This is a genomic window from Mesorhizobium sp. DCY119, assembly GCF_003590645.1.
Classification (GTDB): domain Bacteria; phylum Pseudomonadota; class Alphaproteobacteria; order Rhizobiales; family Rhizobiaceae; genus Mesorhizobium_M.
This window is the reverse complement of the sequence record NZ_CP031834.1, coordinates 3960625-3981713: the sequence shown is the minus strand read 5'-3', so window position 1 is coordinate 3981713 and position 21089 is coordinate 3960625. Positions and strand designations below refer to the sequence as shown.

Genomic DNA, 21089 nt, shown 5'->3' with positions numbered 1-21089 from the left:
GATTCATGCGGCGTCGAGCTCGCTGGTCCTCAAGCTCTCCAAGAAGCGGTCATAGAGGCGGGCGATATAGAGTATCCGGGCGGGCCGCCCCTTGACCCGATCGGAAGGATTCCGTTCGAAGATCGCCTCGGAAAATTTGTCGAGTATGGCGACGGTCAGGACGTCGGCGGAAGCCGGATTGAGGGCGTATTCCCCGCTCTCGACCGTTCCCAGATAGCGATTGAACGCCTCGATCCGCTTGGCGGAAACTGCCGGGTTCAGCGCCTCTTCTCCGAGCGAGGCTTTGAGCTTCACGACTGAATTCAGTCCCTGTTGCACTACCTCATCGAACGCCTGGCCGGCGTTGACCGAGAGATCGGCTTCCGGAAAATAGGGGCGTAGCCGCGCCACGAAATCATGAACGTCAACGAAGTCGCCCACATTCTCCTGCATCCGCGCTGCGTTGGCAGCCAGCAACCGCGAGATCGCAGCATCGCCGGAACGGGTAAGATGGCCGAGTGCTTCAAGCAGGCCTTTTTCGGCTTCGCCGGGGCCGCCACCCTCCGGCTTGTAGCCAATATCATGCTCGATCTCATTCCATACGTGCGCCATCATCGAGCACACCTGAATCTCGCAGCTGGTCCCCCGCAAATTCTCATAATTGCCAACGAGGTCATCTTCCCGAAGGAATACCTGACAATGAGTAGCACGATAGAACTGGTAGCTGTTGACGGCGAGTTTGTCCTTCTTGTCGACCAACACCTCTGTGCTACTTTCGCCCTCGAAAAGCCTTTTGATTTCGTCGGTAACCCTGCGCTCATCCTCGGGCCTATAGGTAGCGATGCGGACACCCGCGAAGTCGCCGACTCCGGTGAACACTTCATCCACGCTCACGTAATTCTTATCTGGCCGACGGGCAAAACGCTTGAGCTTGCCCTCGAAACTTCGAACGGTCTTAGTCCTGAACGTCACCTGCGCACGGATCGCATTGTCTTCCACAATGCTCGATCGGCAAATATCCGATACGCGTGCAGCGAGCTTTAAGTAACGATCGCGCTCACGATCGTAACGGGCGACTGCGTCGCGAATTACTTTCTCGGCAATAGGCATTGTGCGCCCTCCCGCTACCAAGGTGCCTCAAAGACCTTATTAAGTCGAGCTGTGCGCCGTTGCAAAGGTTTGTGGTTTCCCGGTCTGCCAACCGCCTGGCGAGTGGCTCCGAGAGGTTGTGCTCCTCCTAGCCGGCGCGACTTCGATCGGTCGCTGACTCCTCATCGACGATGCGCTGAAGAACAGCCCGGTCCATCTCGGCAACGCCGGATTGCCTTGCGACCTCCGAGGCGACCTTGGCCCAATGCCTGTAGCCTGCAAGGTCGCCCTGCTTCCGGCTGCGGGCGGCGAGGCGTTGCGCGGAATAGTAAGCACGAGGCTCGTCTTCCTCGATCAGCCTTCGGGGCATCGGCCTGCCAACGGCGCCTGATGTCGCGCCGTCGCTGGAGCCATCCGAAATGCGCACTGAACATGGAGGGCCCCCAGCCGTCTGCACGAGCATACAGACTCATGCTGCGGTGTGAATGTTGGTCGACCGCCATGGATGCACAAGGAAGACGTTGGAATGCTCAAGCTATTGCCAGTGGAGCGCTGTCGGGTGATAACGCTCTGACGGTATTTTCGGCCGGCGCGCAGGGAGTGGCTGGAACTGGCGGCTGAAAGATTCGACCGATTGTGGTCGATAGATACCGAAATCGCAGATTTCGCGAAAATCCGAAATTCCTCAATGAATTCAACAGTCGAAAATTTTGACGGTATATTTGACGGCAAATATGGCTACCGAAAAACAATTTATCTAGTGAAATCAATGTGTTATGATGGATTGAAATAATCGAGTGGGAGTAGAGGGCAATCGGCGGCAATAGCGTAGTTTCGGCAGTTTTTCTCTTCCGCCCCACGTCGACGCTCTAGTCGCCTCTGGCCCTTTCGTACTCGTTTCCACGCAGGTTGACCTAACAGAAACTCGTCGAGCTCTGGATGTAAAGGACCATCGGTATCGCGTAGGGCGATAGCGTATAATGGCGTGCAAATCGGTGGGTTTGCGCGCCGCCAGCTGCTAATGTCCGCCTCACGGGTCTGGACGATGCCTGCTGATCCAGTGGGTAAGTCGCCTCGGTACAGACGCGTGATTTTGACCTGCCGGCCCGATTGAGATCGATAATGCGACTACCGAGATGGGCGAAGTTCGAGAGATTGAAATTGCGCTCGAGGTAGGCACGCGCGACGAATCGTCCGAACAGGCTGGAAAGCGCGACCCTCACTTCGCGCGCCTGTCCGAGCGGCTCCCCTGAATGAAGGGCGTTCCCGTGCCGGTTGACAGCAGCGCATCGAGAATTGACCACGCGCCATACGCAGCACCCGGGGTCTGCAACACCTCACGAATTCTGGCATCTTCGATGTCTGAGACGTCGAGATCGACGGTCGCGCAGGTAAAGGGGCCGGCCGCTGGTGATCGAAACTGTGAAGGAAGGTCCTCGTCATAGCGCCAGCGCTCGCTTGAGATCGTCATGCTCGAAGGCGCTGGCCATGCGGTTGATCTCGGCCGAACGGGCGCCGACCGCCTTGGCAGTTTCGCGCCAAGTCGCGGTCACTGTCGCTACCTCTTTGATGATCGCGCGAGCCTGTACCAGAGTGAGTGCGAAGAACGCCGACGCGGCCTCCAGCAGATCGAGCGAACAGGTGCCTTCGTCGAGGTTGATGTTCGTCGTCAGCACCCGCGCCTTGAGGTCGGTTGGAACGGGATTGAGGTCGTAAGCCGGAGAGAGCGACCATCCCGCCTTTCCCAGCCAGAGGAAGCCGTGGTTGCGCAGGTGGTCATCAACATTGGAGATCAGCACGTTGAAGACGACACGCCGATAAAGAGCGTGGGCATCCGTCTTTCCCCGGGCGCCATATTGCGCAAGGGCGTCGACGATGTCCGGGTAGCTGCCGCGCTCACCGTCCCTCGCACCAATCATGGCCATCGCGGACAGGAACGGGATGCGGACCACGCCATCGCGATCGAAGCGTCGTGACAGCATGACCGCCTTGCCAGCCACTTCGATCAACTCGTGCTGCGGGGTGGCGATGCCGGCCTGGCCGGCCAGCCGCAGCGCGATCGCTTCCCAGGTCTCCATGCTGTAGTCATCGGTTTCCTTCGGAAACTTGGCGATCGAGAGGTTGCCGTGCTGGTCGATGACCGATGCCTTCGGTCGGGCGCCGCCGAGGGAGGAGCCGGGTGCGAAGATGAGTTGGAGGTCTTCGTCCGTTTCTTCATCCCGCAGAATGCGCTCGGTGATCTGGAGCAGCCGGCCGAGTTCGATCTGGGTGGGTACGCCGGCGCGGATCGGCGCCTGGAAAACCTCGTCCCCGACCCAGCGGAAGCGGAGCGCGCCAAGCCGGGTCTGGTCGGCGACGCCGAGCAGGTAGTCGCTTTCCACGAGAGTGCGAACGGCGCGGCGTTCGCGTTCGGCGAGGCGGCGCTCGGCGCGCTGCATGAGGCGACGACCCCAGGTGTCCGGCGCCGAATCGCCAATGGACCCGAAGGTCGCCAGTCGGGCAGGAGGAGCGAACGCGCCGCGGGTCAGGGCAAGGGCTGGCTCCAGCGAGAAACGGTCCGGGTCCTCGAGCCATGCGCTGTCGTACTCGAAGAGGATGGTTTCCATGCCTCGAACGCGATTGCTTCTCGCCAGTCCGATCGGGCGCGTGCGACCGTTGAGGTCGATATGGACCTCGAAGTCAGCCATCGCGGGACGAACCAGCTGGCCGCCTGAGATGGACATGCTTGGGCAGTTCGGCGCTGGCCAGCGTCTGGCCGACCCTATCGCTGCTGATGTCGGCGACGTGGCTCAGGCCGTCGAGCAGGCCGAGCGCCTGAAGAACGCCGGCATAGATGCCGATGCTGACGTTGGTGTCGCCAGCTTCGACTTTTTGCAGGGTTGAGCGTGACGTGAATGCTCGCTCGGCCACGACCGCCATCGGCAGCCGCCGCCTTCGACGGGCATCGTGGATGTCTGCGCCGAGCTTGTGCAGGGCCCGCCGAACGGCGGCAGGAGGGTTGTGTGGGGTAGGCATTTGGCACCTTCGCGCTACAGATTGAGCGAATATGTAGCACGAAGCTTACAATTTTTCTAGAGCACGGTGAGGTTAACAAAGAGTGGAAGTGGCGCCTGACCGGGAACGAGGAATGGAGGGGCTTCGACCTGCGAAGCGACTGTGTCGCGAGTGGCGTCGCTTGGCTCAATGTCGGGGGTTCGAGTCGCTGGACCGCTACATCGCCTGATCCACTTGAGGAATGCCTCCCACATTGCCTCGAACACAGGCCCAAAAGGGGTCAGCCAGCGAGGCGTCGGCAACGGATGAGGAGATACGACAGCCTGCCTCTCCACATTCGTTGCCATAGGTATGCCGACGATCCTGCGAATATCGCTGCCGAGCAAGCGCCGGAAGCCTCCTATTCTCTCTGAGCCCTCCGCACAGGATGCCCCCCTTGATACCTATCAATATACGTTATATGTAATTGTATATTGATAGGCGCGAATTGAGAGAGTCCCATGAAACCCGTTAGGATCAATGACCGGCTGTCGGTCGCCGTCCAGCCCGATGCGGAGTCCTTTTCCGCTTTCGCGACGGAGGGCTACGCCGCCGTCATCAATGCCCGCCCGGACGGCGAGGAGCCGGGCCAACCGGGGAGTGCCGCAGAGAACGCCGCGGCCAACGCCGCGGGTCTGTCCTACAGCTTCATACCGGTAACCGGACCGGCGATCACGGAAGCTGATATCCAGGCCTTTCGGAAGGCCATGGGTGAGGCGGACGGGCCGGTTCTTGCCCACTGCAAGAGCGGCACGCGTGCGCTGACGCTGTATGTGCTGGGAGAGGCGCTCGATGGCCGCATGAAGCGCGAGGATATCGTGGCATTCGGCAGGAGCCACGGCTTCGATCTTTCCGGCGCCGTCCGATGGCTGGAGCGGGAGGCGGCGCGCATACCTCAAGTCAAAGGCTTCTTCGATCCGCGCACGTGGAGCGTGCAATATGTCGTCACCGATCCGGCGACGAAGCGTTGCGCCATCATCGATCCTGTTTTCGACTTCGACGAAAAGTCGGGTGCGACCGGCACGATGAACGCCGACGCCATCCTCGCCTATGTCGAGAAGGAGGGGCTAACGGTCGAGGCGATCCTCGACACGCACCCGCATGCCGACCATTTCTCCGCCGCGCACTATCTCAAGCAAAAGACCGGCGCGCCAAAGGCAATCGGCGCCCATGTCACCGATGTGCAGAAGCTCTGGAAGGGCATCTACGACTGGCCGGCGCTGGCGACTGACGGTTCGCAGTGGGACAGTCTGTTCGCCGATGGCGACACGTTCAGGATCGGTTTGATCGAGGGCGGCGTGATGTTTTCTCCCGGCCACACGCTTGCCTCCATCAGCTACGTGATTGGCGACGCTGCCTTCGTCCACGACACGATCTTCATGCCCGATTCCGGAACCGCACGGGCGGATTTCCCGGGCGGCAGTGCAAAGGCCTTGTGGAACTCGATCCAGACGATCCTGTCGCTTCCCGACGAGACGCGGCTATTTACCGGCCACGACTACCAGCCGGGCGGCCGTCATCCTCGCTGGGAAAGTACAGTAGGCGAGCAGAAGCGCGCCAATTCACATCTCGCCGGCATCGATGAAGCTGGCTTCGTGAGCCTGCGCGAGGCCCGCGACCGCACGCTGGCGATGCCCAAGCTCATCCTGCACGCGCTTCAGGTGAACGTGCGCGGCGGCCGCCTGCCCGAGCCAGAGGCGAATGGCAGACGCTACCTCAAATTCCCGCTCAATGCGCTGGAGGGAGCGGCATGGTGAGCGGGGAGGAGATCAAGCTGCCGCTCCGCATGGCGCGCGAGGACATGGAGAAACGCGCCGGCGAGGTGGCGGGCCTCTTGAAGACGCTGTCGCATCCAGTGCGGCTGATGCTCGTCTGCACGCTGGTGGAGGGGGAATACTCCGTCGGCGCCTTGGAAGAGCAGATCGGCATTGGTCAACCCACCCTGTCCCAGCAACTTGGGGTCCTGCGCGATGCGGGGATTGTCGAGACGCGGCGCGAGGCCAAGCAGATCTTCTACCGGCTGACGGAAGCCAAGGCGGCACAACTCGTCGAAGCGCTATACACGATCTTCTGCGTCGAGGAGGGTCGCACATGAGCGCCTACTGGCATCCTCTACTGGGCGGCATGGTTCTAGGCACTTCCGCCGTGCTGCTGCTCCTTGCCAATGGCCGCATCGCCGGCATCAGCGGCATCGTCGGGCGCCTGCTGCAGGGCCAGCGGCTTTTCGAGAACGCGGCTTTTCTCATTGGCCTCGTGCTCGGGCCCGTATTTTATGCCCTGGTCTTCGGCACCTTGCCATCGGTGACGATCGTCGCCTCCTGGCCAGTCACTGTCATGGCCGGCCTGCTCGTCGGCTTCGGCACGCGGATGGGGTCGGGCTGCACGTCCGGCCACGGCATCCTCGGGCTCGCCCGGGTTTCGCCGCGCTCCATAGCCGCCACGGCCGCGTTCCTGGCGGCAGGCATTCTCACTGCCACCGTCATGGGAGCCTTCCGATGAAAGGCCGGATACTGCCTCGCGTCGTTGTCGCGCTGCTTGCGGGCGTTCTCTTCGGCTTCGGCCTGTCGCTGTCCGGCATGGTCGACCCGGCCCGCGTCACCGGCTTTCTCGATGTGGCAAGCGGCAATTGGGACCCGAGCCTCATCTTCGTGCTCAGCGGCGCAGTCGCGATGGCCGTGCCGGGCGTCTACTTGCAGCGCAGGCTCGCCGAGCCCGTGCTTGATGATCGCTTCCACCTCTCACAGGAATGCCGGGTCGACCGAAGCCTCGTCCTGGGCTCCCTGATCTTCGGTGCGGGATGGGGCCTTGCCGGTCTTTGCCCCGGACCTGCTGTCGCGGGACTGTCTAGTGGGATTGCGCTGACCGTTGTCTTCGTCGCGGCCATGGGCGCGGGAATGGTCGTGCACGACCGGCTTGCCTTGGCGAGACCATCATGACGGTCCAATCCTTGATCGCGGCCGTAGGCTCGGGCAGCCTGGTCGGCTTCACGCTCGGCCTCGTCGGTGGTGGGGGCTCGATCCTCGCCACTCCGCTTCTGCTCTATGCGGTCGGCGTCGTCAGTCCGCATGTGGCCATCGGCACAGGCGCGGTGGCCGTTTCAGTCAACGCCTATGCCAATCTGGTAGCCCATGCCCGCAAAGGACATGTCTGGTGGCGTTGCGCGATCGTCTTCACGGTCGTCGGCACGCTTGGAGCCCTGTCTGGCTCTAGCCTCGGGATGCTGGTCGACGGGCAGCGCCTGCTTTTTCTCTTCGGCCTGTTGATGCTGGTCGTGGGCGTGCTGATGTTGCGTTCCCGCCCTGTCGCTACGGGCGCGGCCTCGCCTGTCGACATGCGCATGTGCCTGATTACGGGCGCGGCGGCGATGGTTGCCGGCGCGGCCTCCGGCTTCTTCGGAATAGGTGGTGGCTTCCTCATCGTGCCGGCGCTGATCCTAGCTACTGGCATGCCGACGATCAACGCCGTTGGCTCCTCGCTGCTTGCCGTAGGCACGTTCGGGATAGCGACGGCGCTGAACTATGCCCGTTCGGGGCTGGTCGACTGGCCGCTTGCCGCAGAGTTCGTTGCGGGCGGCATCGTTGGCGGCATGCTGGGAATGCTGCTCGCGACAAAACTGTCCGGCGGACGGAATGCGCTGAACCGCGTCTTCGGCGCCCTGGTACTAATCGTCGCCGCCTATGTGATCTACCGGAACTGGCCAGCCTTTATGGTCTGATCGACTGGCCGCAACCCTCGCGATAATCGAAGCCCGGGGAGGTGTTTTCGTCACAGTGAGTGCCCCATGGCGGTGATGCGCGTTCACAGCCCAGCCAGCCACAGGTCAATTGACATCAACTGGTATTCCAGATACCAATGGCTAGAGAGGTCGCATGCTTTCGGGAGGAGCGGGTTGCGCACGGTTATCTCGCTTGAGGGCGTCCGCAAATCGTTCGGAGCCACCCGTGCGCTGAGCGGCGTCTCCTTCGACGTTCGCGCCGGAGAGGTTCACGCTCTGGTCGGTGAAAATGGCGCCGGCAAGTCCACGCTCATGAACATCCTCGCCGGCGTGCTGCGCGCTGACAGCGGAAGTGTCACACTCGATGGCACCGCAGTCCAGTTCCGTACCACACACGAGGCCAAGGCTGCCGGCGTCGCCACCGTCTTTCAGGAACTCAGCCTCGTGGACGGGCTGAGCGTCGAGGAGAACATCTGCGCAGGATGGCCGCCGGTCCGCTTCGGGCTGGTGGATCGGGCTGAGATGCGGCGACGCGCCGAACAGGCCCTGGCCCGACTCGGCATGCGGTTGCATCCGGGCGCGCAGGTTGGCAAGCTTTTGGCAAGCCAGCGGCAGAGCGTCGAAATCGCCAAGGCGCTGGATCAGCTGTTCCATGCCGGGCACGCCCGAGGGCATAGCGTCCAGGTTCTGATCCTGGACGAGCCCACTTCGGCGCTGAACGCCGAAGAGAAACTGGCGCTGTTCGCGACCGTCCGCGCCCTGCGGGCGGCAGGCATCGGCATCATCTATATCAGCCACCACCTTGACGAGGCGATCGCGCTGGCCGACCGCATCACGGTCCTGCGGGACGGCGCGACGGTCTGGACCAAACCCGCGGTCGAGGTCGATGCCGACATGTTGGTGCGCGCCATGGTCGGGCGCGATGTGCAGCGCGCCGGACGGACCCGCATCACCAGCGCTGATGCGGCGGCGACTTTCCACGACGTATCTCGAAAGGGCCGCCTGTCCGGCGTTACGTTCTCGCTGTGCCGGGGCGAGGTCCTGGCTGTGGCTGGGCTTGATGGTTCGGGGCGCGAGACGGTGGCGCGGCTGCTGGCCGGGATCGAACGGCCTGACGCCGGCCGGATCATGCTTGGCGGCGAACTCCATCCCGGCAGCCTGCGGGCGGCGATGGCCCGCGGCGTGGGCTATGTGCCCGATGACCGAAAGGCGCTTGGCCTGTTCACTGAAATGTCGATTGCGACAAACGCCCTTGCCGCCGATCTCGCGAGCATCTCGCGGCTGGGCTTCGTGAGTGGCGGCGCGTTGATATCCGAGGGGGCCGAGGTCATCCGCCGTCATCGCATCAAGGCCGCCGGACCGATGCAGCAGGTCGGCGCGCTCTCGGGCGGCAACCAACAGAAGGTGCTGTTCGGCAAGTGGCTTCGCCGCAACCCGCAGGTGCTTATCGTCGAAGAACCGACAAAGGGTGTCGACATCGGCGCCAAGCGTGAAATCCACGACCAAATTGTCGACCACGCCCGCGCAGGCGCGGCAGTGCTGGTGGCCTCTTCCGACTTGCCCGAAATCCTCGAACTCGCCGACAGGATCCTGGTCTTGTACCGCGGGCGGCTGGCGGGCGTCTTGGAGGGCCGCAGCGCCACCGAGGAGCAGGTGATGGCGCTCGCCTCGGGATCGGCAATCGCTGCCGCATGACCACATGACAGGACCAAAGACCGTGACATCCCTTTCACAGCAGGCCGATGCGACAGAAACGCCAGCAGCGGGCAAGGGGCGCAACCTTGGCGCGATGCGCGAACTGGCGCTTCTGGCCATGATCGCCGTGCTGATCGCCGCGATGAGCTTTGCCTCGCCCTATTTCCTGTCGGTCGCCAACTTCGAGGCGATGATCGTGGGTCTCGTGCCAACTGCGATCATCGTCGTCGGCATGACCATCCTGCTCGTATCGGGGTCGTTCGACCTGTCGGTGGGATCGACGCTGGCGCTGTCCAGCACGATCGTCGCAATCCTGCTTCTAACGGGCTACCCAATACCGGTTGCGATCCTTGGCGCACTGCTGGTGGGCGTGCTCGTTGGGCTGTGCAACGGGCTGATCGTAACGCTGCTGCGCGTAAACCCGCTGATCGCGACGCTTGGCACCATGTCGGTCGCACGCGGCGTGGCACTGGTGCTGACGGAGGGGTTTTCGATGACGAACCTGCCCGCAGGCTTCAGCGTCTTCGGCAAACTCGAATTGCTGGGTCTACCGCTGATGGTGTGGATCACGCTGGCCATCATCGTCTTGGGCGATATCGCGCTCAGACGGACGCGATTCCTGCGTCAGGCCTACTTTATCGGCGGCAATGAAAAGGCGGCGGCTTTGTCGGGCATCGCGGTAAACCGCGTGCGGGTGGCGTGCTTCGTCATATCGGGCGTGCTCTCCGCTGTGGCGGGCGTTCTGCTCGCGTCCCGCCTGATGAGCGGCACGCCCACGGCCGGCAACGCCATGGAACTGCAGGTTCTGGCCGCAGCAGTGATCGGCGGAGCGTCCCTGCGTGGCGGCGAAGGCACCATCTTCGGCGCCGCGCTGGGTGTGATCTTCGTGGCGCTGATTTCCAATGCGATGACGATGCTCGCGATCTCAATCTACTGGCAGATGATCGTGACGGGTCTTGTCCTCGTGATCGCCGTTGCCATCGACATGCTGACGCGGCGCAATTCCTGAAGCAACTGAAACCCCGGAGGAAGAATCCCATGAAAACCATCGAAATGAACCGACGCAACATGCTGGCCGCACTGGCCGCCGCCGGGGCAGGGGGCAGCATGTCGCTGGCTGCCATGAAGGCTGAAGCCCAGGAAAGCGATGCTGAATACGTCTTCCTGTCAGTGGTCACGCAGGTGCCGTTCTGGGCCGACCACCGCGCAGGCCTCGATGCTGCTGCGGCCGACCTTGGCGTCAAGACAAGCTTCACCGGCCCGCTGGACTTCGACACCGCCGGCCAGGCCCGGCAGCTTGACGAGCTGATTGCGCGCCGCCCGGCCGGCATCATGATCTTCCCGGGCGACGCTGCCGCGCTGAAGCCTGGGATCGACCGCGCCGTCGAAGCGGGCATCCCGGTGGCCTGCCTGACCGGCGACGTGCCGGACAGCAAGCGCTCGACATTCCTGGGCATCGCCAACTTCCAGGCGGGCCGTTTCGGCGGTGAAATGCTGGCGGAAGCCATCGGCGGCAAAGGCAAGGTGCTGCTGGGCACCTTCCCGGCGCCGTCGGTGATGGAGCGTGTCGAAGGCTATAAGGCCGTCTTCGCCGAGAAATACCCCGACATCGAAGTGGTCGACGTGGTGAACGACAAGGCCGATCCGGCCTATGCCCCACCGCCTACGCCCAGGCGCTTCTGGCGCACCCCGACGTGGTGGGTATCGGCGGCACCGACGGCGACAGCGGCAAGGGCGCTGCCCTGGCTGTTGTCGAACAGGGCAAGGTGGGACAGGTCAAGATCGTGGCCATGGACCGCAATACCGACATGCTGCCCTATATCGTCGATGGCACAATCTATGGCGCGATCGCCCAGAAGAGCTGGCTTGAAAGCTACCTCGCCGTACACCTTCTGCATTGGCAGCGTCTGTCGAAGATCAAGATCGTTGCCGATCCGGCTGCAGCCGGGATCAGCCCCTTGCCGGAAATCGTCTCGACTGGTGTGATGAAGGTGACGAAGGACAACGTTGCCGCCTTTATGCCCGCCTGATGATCTGACACCACAACTGGTCGCCAGTCCGGCAGCGGATCGGCGGCCTTTTGCTATGGAAGGGAAGGGCGATGAAGATCGTCGTGACCGGGGCTGCCGGGCATCTGGGATCGAAGCTCTCGGCACATCTTCAGTCGCTGGGGCATGAGGTGACCGGGCTGGATCTGGCAGCGACCGACCGCCCGGTGCCGATCGTTGCCGTCGACCTGTCGCGGCTGGACGATCGCTTGGAGAGCCTGTTGCGAGGCCAGGACGCCATCATCCATCTGGCTGCCGACAGATCCCCGGATGCACAGTGGAAAACGGTCATTCCGCACAACATGGATGCCGTACTCAACCTGTTCGAAGCGGCCCGCCGTGCGGGCGTGCCGCGTATGGTTTTTGCAAGCTCGAACTGGGTGGTGGGCGGATACCGCTTCCGCAAGGAACGTCTCGGCGCGGATACCGTGCCGATGCCGGTCAACCCCTATGGCATGTCGAAACTGATGGGTGAACGGATCGGGGCGCACTACGCCGCCGCGCATGGCATGAGCGTGGTCTGCGTCCGCATCGGCTGGACGCAGTGGACGCATGACAACAAGCCCGGCCCCCACATGGCGATGGGACGGTGGGGACAGCTGATGTGGCTGTCGGATCGCGATTTCCTTGATGGTATGACCGCGGCAGCGACCGCAGTGGTCAAAGGGTTCGCCGTGGTGAACCTGATGTCGAACAACCCCGGCATGCGTTGGTCGCTGGACGAGACGCGAGCGGTGCTTGGGTTCACGCCGCAGGACGGCGCGCCAGCGCAGCTGCCGCTTCGGGTGGGGTTCAAGGAATTCGGCGCCTGGCTTGCGCAGGTGGGTGTGCCCCGGCTGGTGGCCAAGTTGACGGGGTCTGGGTGGTGAGCGCCCTGCAACTGGAGGCACTGGATGTGCAACTGGCGGCCCATGGCCATCCCGCGCGCCGCATGGCGCTGGGGCAGCGGGCCGAAATTCTCGTCAGTGAACGGGGCGGGCGCGTCTACGGCCCTTTCATTGACGGCGAGGACGCGCTGGGTTGGGCGCCCAACGCTGCGGACCTTGAGGCGGCGCTGGCCGAGAGAGCCTGGAATATCGGCGGCGAGCGGATCTGGCTGGCGCCCGAGGGCCTGTTCAACTACGCCGATCCCGCGCGTCTGCTGGAAACCTACCGCGTCGATGCAGCCTTCGACCCCGGCCGCTGGCGCCTGCACGCGGCGGGCAAGGGAGTTCGTCTGGCGCTGGCCGCGGAAGTCCCCCTGACAAACGGCCGAGGGTCGGTGGTCGTGGATGTATCGCGCGACATCCAGCCATTGCCCGAGCGGACCGAGGAAGGCGTGACTATCGTCGGTTACCGGCAGCACATTGAGCTGCGCCAGATTTCAGGGCCGCCGCTTCCGCTGGTGCCATGGCTTGTGCGGCAGGTGCAGCCTGTCGGAACAGCGTTTCTTGAGGCCGTCGAAGGCGCGCGCGCTCAGGCTGTCTTCGGCAGCCCGCCGGGCGCGGCGCTGTTGGCCAAGGGTGGGTGGTGGCGCGTGCCGTTTCAGGGTCCGGGCTTCTTCAAGACGGCGCATCACCGAGCGGCGGTGGGTGGCGGGCGGATTGGCTTCCTTGGGCCGGGACCTTCGGCCGTCGCCGTCCTCTACATCCCAGTCACGGCTCGGATCGCGGACTATCCGGAATCCCTGCCGCAGGATGCAGAGGCGACCGGGCAGTTCGCGTCACTGTTTTATGACGAAGGCCGGTTCGGCGCTTATGGCGAGGTTGAACTTTACGGTCACCGCACGCCCGACGGCATGGGCCGCCTGGATCTAGACACGCTTTTGCTGACCGGGCCGGAGGCGGCCGTATCCCGCCGGATCGGGTTGGCCTGAGGCACCCGGCGGCCATCAGGCCACGAGATGTCTTCCACGCCGATCTCATAGGTTTCCTGCGTACGGCCAATGTGGCGTTCCAGCACGTCAACCAGCGCTGGTACATCGCCCTTGCCAACGGAGCGGACGATTTCGCCATGTTCCTGCAGTGACAGCGACGTGTGCTGCGGCATCGCGGCCAGATGGGTGCGCAAGGCGGCGATCTTGCCCGAGTAGAGTCCGTAAGCGTTCTGCAGGTAGGAGTTTCCGCAATTGGCAAAGAAGGCCAGATGGAACTCGGTATCCAGGTCGAGATAAGCCCGCACGTCGCCCTTGCCCAGCGACTTCTGCATTCGCGCCTCGATGGCCTCGAGGTCGCGCAGCAGATTTTTGGGGTTGTCGGCCAAAGCGATCTGCAGTGCCGCTGACTCCAGTGCCTTGCGAAATGTGCAGATGGCGCGCACCTCGCGGGCGGAAAGCGTAAAAACCCGCACGCCGGATTGCGGAACGATGGTGACCAGCCCCTCCTGGCGCAGTTGGGCGAGGGCTTCGCGCACCGGGGTTTTTGAGATCTTCAGTTCGGCGGAAATCCCGCGCTCCGAGATGGCAGCGCCCAACGGAATGTCACCCTTGATGATCATGGTGCGGATGTGCTGCGTGGCCAATGCGGTTAGCGAAGGCGGGCGTTTCAATACGGGCATGCGGTGTCCTCGATCCTTCCCGTCAGTATGGGATTTGGTGCACCAGTTGTCAAAGAGCCTGCCTATTTCACAATCGCTCTTGACTGGCATACCAGATGGCAGATAGCTTCCGATGATTCGCTTGGGAGGAGAAGGGAGTGCAGGCCGAACTCGTCGTCGATTGTGGCAACATCCATGGCGAAGGGATTTTGTGGAACCCGGCCGACCGGCGCGTGTGGTGGACCGATATCCACGGGCAGGCGATGTGGTGGCACGACCCCGCCACCGGCCAGAGCGGCAGCCATGCCCTTCCGGCGCGCCTTTGCGCCTTCGCGCCCCGGGCAAAGGGCGGGTGGATCATGGCCTTTGCCAATCGCGTCGAGCTCTGGTCCGCCGCAATGGAGCGCGAAACCGTATTGCACGAATTCGAACCCGAAAACCCACATACCCGCCTGAACGACGGCCGGACCGACCGGCAGGGCCGGTTCATCGTGGGCGGCATGAACGAAGGCACGGGTTCGGCTGACAGCAGCGTCATCCGCATCGATGCGGGCAGCGGTGTGGAGCAACTGATCGAGGGCGTCGCCTGCGCCAACTCGATCTGCTTTTCGCCCGAGGGGACGGAGATGTTCTTCACTGACACGACCGAGAAGACGATCCGCCTCTATGCCTATGGCGACAGCGGGCTTGGTCCCGCTCGCGTCCACGCCGACATGGCAGCCGAGCCAGGCCTGCCGGACGGGTCTTGTGTCGATGCCGAAGGCGGAGTCTGGAATGCCGAATGGGAAGGTGGCCAGGTCGTGCGCATCTCGCCGGCCGGGCGCATCACTCAACGCATAGCGCTGCCCGTGCCCAAGGCTACCTGCTGCGCCTTCGGCGGCGCTGATCTTTCAACGCTGTTTATCACGACATCGCGGCTTATGTCGTCGCCCGAGGAAGTGGCCAATGCGCCGCTTTCCGGGGCGCTCTTCGCAAGCCGTCCGGGTTTCAAAGGGGTCGCTGACGCCCCCTTTGCCGGCTGAACCTTAGCAACCACAGGGAGGAAAACATGAGAAGCATCATTCAGGGCGCCGCGGCGCTGGCTTTGGCAGCTCTTTTCGGCCAGACCGCGACAGCGCAAGACTATCCGGCGCCGGTCCCGCTGGCCGACGGCGCGCAGGCCAAGATAGAATCGATCGTCAAAGCCGAAGGGCCGCTGCGCATCGCCTATATGCCGCCCGCCACCGAATTCGCCTACTACATCGCCATTGGCGAGGGCATCAAATCGGTCGCCGCGAAGAAGGGCGTTGAGGTATTCATGCTGGCCCCGCAGTCGGGCGCCGACATCAACGGCCAGATGGGCATGATACAGGACGTGCTGACGCAGGACGTCGATGCCATCATCTTCGGCACCCATGACGAAGGCGCCGCCGCGCCGCTGCTGAAGCAGGCAATCGATAAGGGCATCGCCGTTGTGATGATCAACTCCGACATCCCGAACTTCCCCACGCCGATCGATGGCGTGATCGGCTATGCCCAACGTAAGGGCACCCACAAGATTGCGGACTGGGCGACCTCGAAAGTGGGCGACGCGCAGGTCAAGGTCGGCATCATCGAAGGCCAACCCGGCTATCACTCGACCGAGCGTGTCGGCGGCTTCAAAGACGGCATCGACGGCAAGGCCAACCTGGAAATTGTCTCTTCAATCGACGGCAAGTGGAACGTTGAAGGCGGCAATACCGCCGCGATGGATATGCTGCAGGCTCATCCCGAGATCGGCTTGATATTCGCGGCCAATGACAACATGGCGATCGGGGCCTCCTATGCCGCCAAGGCGCTGGGCCGCACCGATCTGCTCATCCTCGGCAACGACGGCGACACCGCCGGGCTTGAAGCGATCGCGGAGAACACCGTTTCCGCCACTGTGAACACGGTGCCCTTCGTGATGGGACAGGTGGCATTGAACGTCACCCTGGATGCGCTCGACCACAAATTCCCGGGCGGCTGGGTCGAAATCCCGACCGAGATCGTCGACAAGGATACGGTCGTTCCGGTGTTGCAGGCGCCCGAGAAGCTCTATCCGCAACCGTCCAAGAAATATTAAGACACAACGGCCGCGTCGCACCTCCCAAGCTCTCGGCCAAACGGCCGCCGCGATACCTGCGGCGGCCGAACCTTTCTCCGGTGGATTGAACAATTGGAACCCGTCAACCAGCCTCTATGGGACATCGACAGCGTGTCGAAAGCGTATCCCGGCGTGCTGGCGAACGACCAGGTGTCGCTTCGCCTGATGCGTGGCCGCATCCACGGTCTTCTGGGAGAAAACGGCTGCGGCAAGTCCACGCTGATCCGCATGCTCTCCGGGGTGGAGCGCTCGGATTCGGGCGTAATCCGCGTCGAGGGCCGCCCCGTCACCATCGCCAGTCCGACTGACGCCCGCGCCCTGGGCGTAGCGACCGTGTTCCAGGAATTCTCTCTCATATCCAGCCTGACGGTGGCTGAAAACGTCTATTTGGGGCGCTGGCCCCGGCGGCGGGGCGGTTTCGTCGACTGGCAGGCCATGCGCGACGGCGCGCAGGACGTTCTCGCGCGCCTTCGTATCTCCATCGACCCGGAGGCTGTGACCGGCACGCTCTCGGTGGCTCAGCAGCAGCTTGTGGAGATCGCCAAGGCCGTTGCAGTCGAGGCCAGCCTGATCATCCTCGATGAACCGACCACCGCTCTTGGCCTCGACGAAATCGCTCAACTGCATAGGCTTCTTCGCCGGATGCGCGACGCGGGCCACGCGATCCTTTACGTCTCGCACCGCCTCGACGAAGTGACGGCCCTCGTGGACGAAGTGACGATCCTGCGCGGCGGCCGCGTGGTGAGCGCGGCCGGTCAGACCGACATACGGGTGGATGCAATCGTCACCGCGATGATTGGCGCCAGTGTGAAGGACCACTACCCCAAGACCCGCAACGCCACCGCCGAACCGCTACTGGATGTACGGGGCCTGACTAGCCCGAATGGCAGCCGCGACGTAACCTTTACCTTGCACCGGGGCGAGGTGCTGGGCCTTGGCGGCGTGCTCGGCTCCGGCCGGACAGAGATCGCCCGCGCGCTGTTCGGGCTGGACCCGATCAGTGCGGGGGAACTGCGGCTGGACGGCGCCCGCTTGCCAATACGAGGGACCGCCGACGCGATTGCGGCGGGTCTCGCGCTCGTCAGCGAGAACCGCAAGACCGATGGCCTGTTCTTCAATTTCGACGCTCACATGAACATGTCGAGCGCGAGCCTGAAGAAACTGGCGCGGTTCATCTTCCTCGACCTTGGCCATGAAACGCGCGAGACCACGCGGTTTGCCAAGGAACTGGAACTGTCGAAAGGCGCCGGGGGAAAATCGGTCCGCTTCCTCTCGGGGGGAAACCAGCAGAAGGCGGTGATAGGCCGCTGGCTGATGTCGCATGCGCGGGTGCTGATCCTGGATGAACCGACGCAGGGCATCGACATCGGGGCGAAGCTGGCTGTCTACCGGCTGATGAATGCCCTGACCGCGCAAGGCTGCGCGATCCTCCTGATCAGTTCCGACCACGACGAACTTCTGGCCATGAGCGACCGCGTTGCCGTGGTCCGCAACGGCACGATAACCGCAATCTGCGCGCCACAGGATTTGAACCATGCCGATCTGGTTCGCGCCGCCACGGCCGAAGCGCCCAGCGGCACAAGGACAGCCTCATGAAACGTATCTTCGACGCACAGCTTTTCGGGCCCCTGGCCGCAATGGTGGTGGTGGCGCTCGTCGTGGCGCTGACCACTGACCGGTTTCTCGACTCGGGCAACCTTGCCAACCTGGCCATGCAGGTTTCGATCGTTGCCATAATCGCGATTGGAGCGACGATCGTCATCTTCGCGGGCGGGATCGATCTTAGTTCGGGCTCGATGGTCGCGCTGATGACCATGGTTCTGGCCACTCTGGTCAAGACTTTTGGTCTGCCCCTGTGGCCGGCTCTGCTCGGCATCCTGGTTCTAGGCGTGGTGCTGGGGGCGTTAAACGGTGTTCTGACTGCGTGGGGGCGTATCCCTTCCTTCATCGTTACCCTGGCGGGGTTGATCGCCTATCGCGGCCTTGCACTGATGTTCAACGCGGGTTCTCCGATCTTCTCGCTGGATCCAAACTTCGAGGCTGTGTTTTACGGTCGGCTCGCCGGCATCCCGCTGCCCTTCTTTTATCTGGTGGCACTTTATGGCGGGGCCACGGTGATGATGGTGCACACCCGTCTCGGGCGCGAGATCATGGCCGTCGGAGGCAATCCGGCGGCGGCGCGTCTGTCAGGCATCAACGTGCAATTGGTGCAGACCCTGACGTTCACCATTGCCGGCGTGATGACGGCGCTTGGCGCGATCCTGATGGCGGCACGGCTAAACTCCGGTTCGCCGAACTACGGTCAGACGCTGGAACTTCAGGCCATTGCCGCCGCCGTTGTGGGCGGGGCCAGCCTTACCGGGGGCAGGGGAAACATCCTGTCCACGCTGGTGGGATCGCTCACCATCGTCATCGTGCAGAACGGGCTGAACCTGAACGCCGCCCCCTCCGCCGTCCAGAACGTCATCCTCGGCCTCATCATCCTTCTGGCCGTGGGTGTCGATATGTGGCGCGCCGAAATTGTACGCATCCTGTCTCGCGGCGGAGGAACCCCAGTCCGCTGATCGGCCAAGCACGAGCCAGTTTAACCTCTATTTGACTTGAAAGGACCCCCAATGGCAGCCCTCACCTTTTCTCACATTGGCATCACCGTGCCAGACCTCGACCGGGCCGTGGAGTTTTACTCCAAGTGCTTCGAGCTTTATCTGATCATGCCGCCCACCACGATCCACCACGACCAGAGCGCCATCGGGCAGATGTGCGACGACGTGTTCGGCGAGGGCTGGGGCAGTTTCCGCATCGCCCACCTTGCCACCGGCGATGGCATCGGGATCGAGCTGTTCGAATTTCCCCAGACCAAGGCTGAAACCCGACCCTTCGAGTACTGGCGCCCAGGGCTGTTCCATTTCTGCCTGCAGGACGAGAAGCTGGAAGAGCGCGTGAAGCTGATCGAATCCATGGGCGGCAAGCAGCGGATGCAGCAGGTCCGCCATTATTATCCCGGCCAAAAACCATACCGCATGGTCTATGTCGAAGATCCCTTCGGCAATGTCTTTGAACTCTACAGCCACTCCTACGAGTTGACCTATTCGGCCGGCGCCTATGTCTGAACGCGGCTGGAAAGAGATCACAACATGAGCAAAAAGCCCAAGGTCGTCATTACCGACTACGACTACGGCAATGTCGATATCGAGCGCGCCATCCTCGAGGCCGCCGGGGCCGAGGTGGTGGCGCTGCAGGCCAAGAGCGAAGATGATCTTCTGGAGGCGGCGCGCGACTGCGACGCCATCATGAACCAGTATGCACGGGTCGGCGCCAAGACCATCGCGGCGATGCAGCAATGCAAAGTCATCGCTCGCTATGGCGTGGGCGTCGACATCGTCGATGTGGGTTCCGCGACTGAAAAGGGCATCCTCGTCACCAACGTGCGTGACTACTGCACCGAAGAGGTCGCCGATCATGCCATCAGCCTTTGGCTGGCACTCGCGCGTGGCTTGTTCCCTTACGATCGCGCCACCCATCAAGGCGTCTGGCGGTGGCAATCCGCCGCCCCGCTGCACCGACTGCGAGGGCAGGTGATGGGCATCGTCTCGTTCGGGAAAATCGGGCAGGCCATCGCTGCACGCGCCGGTTCCTTCGGGCTCGAGATCGTTGTGTATGACCCCTACCTTCCTGCAAGCGTGGCCGAGTCGCATGGCGCCCGCGTGGTGGACAAGCAAACTCTTCTGGCGCAGTCCGATGTGGTCATGATGCAGGTTCCCATGACGCCGGAAACCAAGCATTTTCTGTCGGAATCCGAGTTCCGCTCGATGAAATCCGGCGCGCTGATCGTCAACACCGGGCGCGGCCCCACCATCGACAACAAGGCGCTCTACAAGGCTCTGACAGAGGGGTGGATTGCCGGTGCGGGTCTGGACGATCCCGAGGAAGAACCGGCCAAAAGGGCCGTCTGGTCGCCCGCCGACAATCCGATCTTCAGCTTGCCGAACGTGATCGTCACGCCGCATTCCGCGTACTACTCGGAAGAGTCTATCCGCTCGGCTCGCGAAATAGCAGCGAGCGAAGTTGCCCGCGTGCTGACAGGGCAAGCCCCCAAGAATCCGGTGAACGCCGACGCGCTGGCCGTACGCGCCCAAAGGACAGTCCCATGCTGAAACTGTTTCACGATTTCGAACGCGCTCCCGATCTGCTGGCCAAGTTCGATGATGTCATCAAATGCTATTCCGCCGCGGCCGTTTTCGCCGATGTGCAGTATCGCACCGGTGTGATGGACAGCGGCATCAAGCCGGCTTTTCGTGCGAAGGTCTGCGGTCAGGCGATTACCGTACAGCTGTCGAAGGGCGACCTGGTCGATCCGCTGAAGGCGCTTGAGATGGGACATCCCGGTGACGTGATCGTCGTGGACGCAGGCGGCGATCTGAACACCTCCGTCTGTGGTGGGCTGATGGGCGGGCTGGCTCAAAACCGCGGCATCCGCGCGATGATTGTCGACGGGGCAGGGCGCGACACCGATGAGCTCGAGGATATCAACTGGCCGATCTGGACGCGCGCGATCACGCCGCGCGGCACCCACACGATGTTCTCTGGCCGCAAAGAGGAACTTTCGATCAACGTGCCGATCGCTTGCGGTGGTGTCGTCGTGAATCCGGGCGATTTCATCGTGGCCGATCTGATGGGCGTGGTGGTGATCCCGCGAGCGCGTGCCGAAGAAGTTGTCGCACTGGCCAAGGAGCAGGCCGATCGCGAACAAGCCACCCGCCTCTGGGTGAAGCAGGGTAAGACCGTCGAAGACCTGCTTGCGGAATTCGGTCGCATCTGAGCCTGAAGAATGCTTCGCTGATCGGATCGACTGGTGAACCGGGCCGGGCGCTAGGCTGCTTCATTTGGCTCTGCCAGACCTCGTTGAATTGTT

Annotated in this window: 23 protein-coding genes; 17 read left to right on the top strand and 6 right to left on the bottom strand. The window is 62.9% G+C overall.

Annotated elements, in window-relative coordinates; genetic code table 11:
• Positions 1-3: 3 nt before the first annotated feature.
• The 5 genes from DZG07_RS19335 to DZG07_RS19315 all read right to left on the bottom strand — a co-directional run bounded on the left by DZG07_RS19335 (position 4) and on the right by DZG07_RS19315 (position 4083).
• On the bottom strand, positions 4-1089 hold the full coding sequence (locus DZG07_RS19335; RefSeq protein WP_119819790.1) for a RelA/SpoT domain-containing protein: 1086 nt from the start codon (positions 1087-1089) through the stop codon (positions 4-6).
• Positions 1090-1216: 127 nt separating this feature from the next.
• Positions 1217-1495, bottom strand: a complete 279-nt coding sequence (locus tag DZG07_RS19330) for a hypothetical protein (protein WP_245429523.1) — start codon at positions 1493-1495, stop codon at positions 1217-1219.
• A 792-nt stretch (positions 1496-2287) separates the two neighbouring features.
• Positions 2288-2539: a hypothetical protein gene (locus DZG07_RS24260; protein ID WP_245429522.1), complete on the bottom strand. Its 252-nt coding sequence runs from the start codon at positions 2537-2539 to the stop codon at positions 2288-2290.
• Entirely contained in the window at positions 2508-3755 is a 1248-nt protein-coding gene (locus DZG07_RS19320) for a HipA domain-containing protein (RefSeq protein ID WP_119819787.1), read from the bottom strand. The genes DZG07_RS24260 and DZG07_RS19320 overlap by 32 nt, the downstream gene beginning before the upstream one ends.
• Entirely contained in the window at positions 3748-4083 is a 336-nt protein-coding gene (locus tag DZG07_RS19315; protein ID WP_119819784.1) for a helix-turn-helix transcriptional regulator, read from the bottom strand. The genes DZG07_RS19320 and DZG07_RS19315 overlap by 8 nt, the downstream gene beginning before the upstream one ends.
• A 479-nt stretch (positions 4084-4562) precedes the next feature.
• On the opposite strand from DZG07_RS19315, the gene blh reads away from it, so the two are divergent.
• The 10 genes from blh (at position 4563) to DZG07_RS19265 (ending at position 13414) form a co-directional block, all read left to right on the top strand.
• On the top strand, positions 4563-5858 hold the full coding sequence (gene blh / locus DZG07_RS19310; protein WP_119819781.1) for a bifunctional sulfur transferase/dioxygenase Blh: 1296 nt from the start codon (positions 4563-4565) through the stop codon (positions 5856-5858).
• A gap of 17 nt (positions 5859-5875) precedes the next feature.
• The gene (bigR, locus tag DZG07_RS19305) at positions 5876-6196 is read left to right on the top strand and encodes a sulfite-sensing transcriptional repressor BigR (protein ID WP_197716915.1); all 321 of its coding nucleotides are present in this window, start codon (positions 5876-5878) and stop codon (positions 6194-6196) included.
• Positions 6193-6600 carry a YeeE/YedE family protein gene (locus DZG07_RS19300; RefSeq protein ID WP_119819775.1) on the top strand — a complete coding sequence of 136 codons (408 nt, stop codon included), beginning with the start codon at positions 6193-6195 and terminating at the stop codon, positions 6598-6600. The genes bigR and DZG07_RS19300 overlap by 4 nt, the downstream gene beginning before the upstream one ends.
• Positions 6597-7037: a YeeE/YedE family protein gene (locus DZG07_RS19295; protein ID WP_119819772.1), complete on the top strand. Its 441-nt coding sequence runs from the start codon at positions 6597-6599 to the stop codon at positions 7035-7037. Before DZG07_RS19300 ends, DZG07_RS19295 begins: the two co-directional genes overlap by 4 nt.
• Positions 7034-7816, top strand: a complete 783-nt coding sequence (locus DZG07_RS19290; RefSeq protein WP_119819770.1) for a sulfite exporter TauE/SafE family protein — start codon at positions 7034-7036, stop codon at positions 7814-7816. Before DZG07_RS19295 ends, DZG07_RS19290 begins: the two co-directional genes overlap by 4 nt.
• A gap of 174 nt (positions 7817-7990) precedes the next feature.
• Entirely contained in the window at positions 7991-9511 is a 1521-nt protein-coding gene (locus DZG07_RS19285) for a sugar ABC transporter ATP-binding protein (protein ID WP_162931663.1), read from the top strand.
• Positions 9512-9533: 22 nt separating this feature from the next.
• Positions 9534-10520, top strand: a complete 987-nt coding sequence (locus DZG07_RS19280) for an ABC transporter permease (RefSeq protein WP_245429521.1) — start codon at positions 9534-9536, stop codon at positions 10518-10520.
• A 29-nt stretch (positions 10521-10549) separates the two neighbouring features.
• Positions 10550-11497 (top strand): substrate-binding domain-containing protein, encoded by a 948-nt coding sequence (locus DZG07_RS19275; RefSeq protein WP_197716883.1) that lies wholly within the window; start codon positions 10550-10552, stop codon positions 11495-11497.
• A gap of 115 nt (positions 11498-11612) precedes the next feature.
• Positions 11613-12428 (top strand): NAD(P)-dependent oxidoreductase, encoded by an 816-nt coding sequence (locus DZG07_RS19270; RefSeq protein WP_119819764.1) that lies wholly within the window; start codon positions 11613-11615, stop codon positions 12426-12428.
• Positions 12425-13414: a hypothetical protein gene (locus DZG07_RS19265; protein ID WP_119819761.1), complete on the top strand. Its 990-nt coding sequence runs from the start codon at positions 12425-12427 to the stop codon at positions 13412-13414. Before DZG07_RS19270 ends, DZG07_RS19265 begins: the two co-directional genes overlap by 4 nt.
• Here DZG07_RS19265 and DZG07_RS19260 read toward each other — a convergent pair.
• Positions 13318-14094: a GntR family transcriptional regulator gene (locus tag DZG07_RS19260; RefSeq protein WP_119819758.1), complete on the bottom strand. Its 777-nt coding sequence runs from the start codon at positions 14092-14094 to the stop codon at positions 13318-13320. The genes DZG07_RS19265 and DZG07_RS19260 overlap by 97 nt on opposite strands.
• A 137-nt stretch (positions 14095-14231) precedes the next feature.
• On the opposite strand from DZG07_RS19260, the gene DZG07_RS19255 reads away from it, so the two are divergent.
• The 7 genes from DZG07_RS19255 (at position 14232) to DZG07_RS19225 (ending at position 20996) form a co-directional block, all read left to right on the top strand.
• A complete protein-coding gene (locus DZG07_RS19255; RefSeq protein WP_119819755.1) occupies positions 14232-15095 on the top strand; it encodes an SMP-30/gluconolactonase/LRE family protein in 864 nt (287 codons plus the stop codon).
• A 26-nt stretch (positions 15096-15121) separates the two neighbouring features.
• On the top strand, positions 15122-16156 hold the full coding sequence (locus DZG07_RS19250; RefSeq protein WP_119819753.1) for a sugar ABC transporter substrate-binding protein: 1035 nt from the start codon (positions 15122-15124) through the stop codon (positions 16154-16156).
• 93 nt (positions 16157-16249) lie between these two features.
• Complete coding sequence (locus DZG07_RS19245; protein ID WP_197716882.1) at positions 16250-17773, top strand: sugar ABC transporter ATP-binding protein; 1524 nt, start codon at positions 16250-16252, stop codon at positions 17771-17773.
• Positions 17770-18741: an ABC transporter permease gene (locus tag DZG07_RS19240; RefSeq protein WP_119819750.1), complete on the top strand. Its 972-nt coding sequence runs from the start codon at positions 17770-17772 to the stop codon at positions 18739-18741. The genes DZG07_RS19245 and DZG07_RS19240 overlap by 4 nt, the downstream gene beginning before the upstream one ends.
• A 51-nt stretch (positions 18742-18792) precedes the next feature.
• The gene (locus DZG07_RS19235) at positions 18793-19287 is read left to right on the top strand and encodes a VOC family protein (RefSeq protein WP_119819747.1); all 495 of its coding nucleotides are present in this window, start codon (positions 18793-18795) and stop codon (positions 19285-19287) included.
• 24 nt (positions 19288-19311) lie between these two features.
• A complete protein-coding gene (locus tag DZG07_RS19230) occupies positions 19312-20331 on the top strand; it encodes a C-terminal binding protein (protein ID WP_119819744.1) in 1020 nt (339 codons plus the stop codon).
• Positions 20325-20996, top strand: a complete 672-nt coding sequence (locus DZG07_RS19225; protein ID WP_119819741.1) for an RraA family protein — start codon at positions 20325-20327, stop codon at positions 20994-20996. Before DZG07_RS19230 ends, DZG07_RS19225 begins: the two co-directional genes overlap by 7 nt.
• Positions 20997-21089 lie beyond the last annotated feature (93 nt).

Bases quoted from the DNA above. Each gene is read 5' to 3' on its own strand.
- DZG07_RS19270 (WP_119819764.1), top strand. From the start codon at position 11,613: ATGAAGATCGTCGTGACCGGGGCTGCCGGGCATCTGGGATCGAAGCTC.
- DZG07_RS19300 (WP_119819775.1), top strand. From the start codon at position 6,193: ATGAGCGCCTACTGGCATCCTCTACTGGGCGGCATGGTTCTAGGCACT.
- DZG07_RS24260 (WP_245429522.1), bottom strand. From the start codon at position 2,539: ATGACGATCTCAAGCGAGCGCTGGCGCTATGACGAGGACCTTCCTTCA.
- blh (WP_119819781.1), top strand. From the start codon at position 4,563: ATGAAACCCGTTAGGATCAATGACCGGCTGTCGGTCGCCGTCCAGCCC.
- DZG07_RS19250 (WP_119819753.1), top strand. From the start codon at position 15,122: ATGAGAAGCATCATTCAGGGCGCCGCGGCGCTGGCTTTGGCAGCTCTT.
- DZG07_RS19315 (WP_119819784.1), bottom strand. From the start codon at position 4,083: ATGCCTACCCCACACAACCCTCCTGCCGCCGTTCGGCGGGCCCTGCAC.
- DZG07_RS19320 (WP_119819787.1), bottom strand. From the start codon at position 3,755: ATGGCTGACTTCGAGGTCCATATCGACCTCAACGGTCGCACGCGCCCG.
- DZG07_RS19335 (WP_119819790.1), bottom strand. From the start codon at position 1,089: ATGCCTATTGCCGAGAAAGTAATTCGCGACGCAGTCGCCCGTTACGAT.
- DZG07_RS19235 (WP_119819747.1), top strand. From the start codon at position 18,793: ATGGCAGCCCTCACCTTTTCTCACATTGGCATCACCGTGCCAGACCTC.
- DZG07_RS19225 (WP_119819741.1), top strand. From the start codon at position 20,325: ATGCTGAAACTGTTTCACGATTTCGAACGCGCTCCCGATCTGCTGGCC.
- DZG07_RS19260 (WP_119819758.1), bottom strand. From the start codon at position 14,094: ATGCCCGTATTGAAACGCCCGCCTTCGCTAACCGCATTGGCCACGCAG.
- DZG07_RS19240 (WP_119819750.1), top strand. From the start codon at position 17,770: ATGAAACGTATCTTCGACGCACAGCTTTTCGGGCCCCTGGCCGCAATG.
- DZG07_RS19230 (WP_119819744.1), top strand. From the start codon at position 19,312: ATGAGCAAAAAGCCCAAGGTCGTCATTACCGACTACGACTACGGCAAT.
- DZG07_RS19295 (WP_119819772.1), top strand. From the start codon at position 6,597: ATGAAAGGCCGGATACTGCCTCGCGTCGTTGTCGCGCTGCTTGCGGGC.
- DZG07_RS19275 (WP_197716883.1), top strand. From the start codon at position 10,550: ATGAAAACCATCGAAATGAACCGACGCAACATGCTGGCCGCACTGGCC.
- DZG07_RS19290 (WP_119819770.1), top strand. From the start codon at position 7,034: ATGACGGTCCAATCCTTGATCGCGGCCGTAGGCTCGGGCAGCCTGGTC.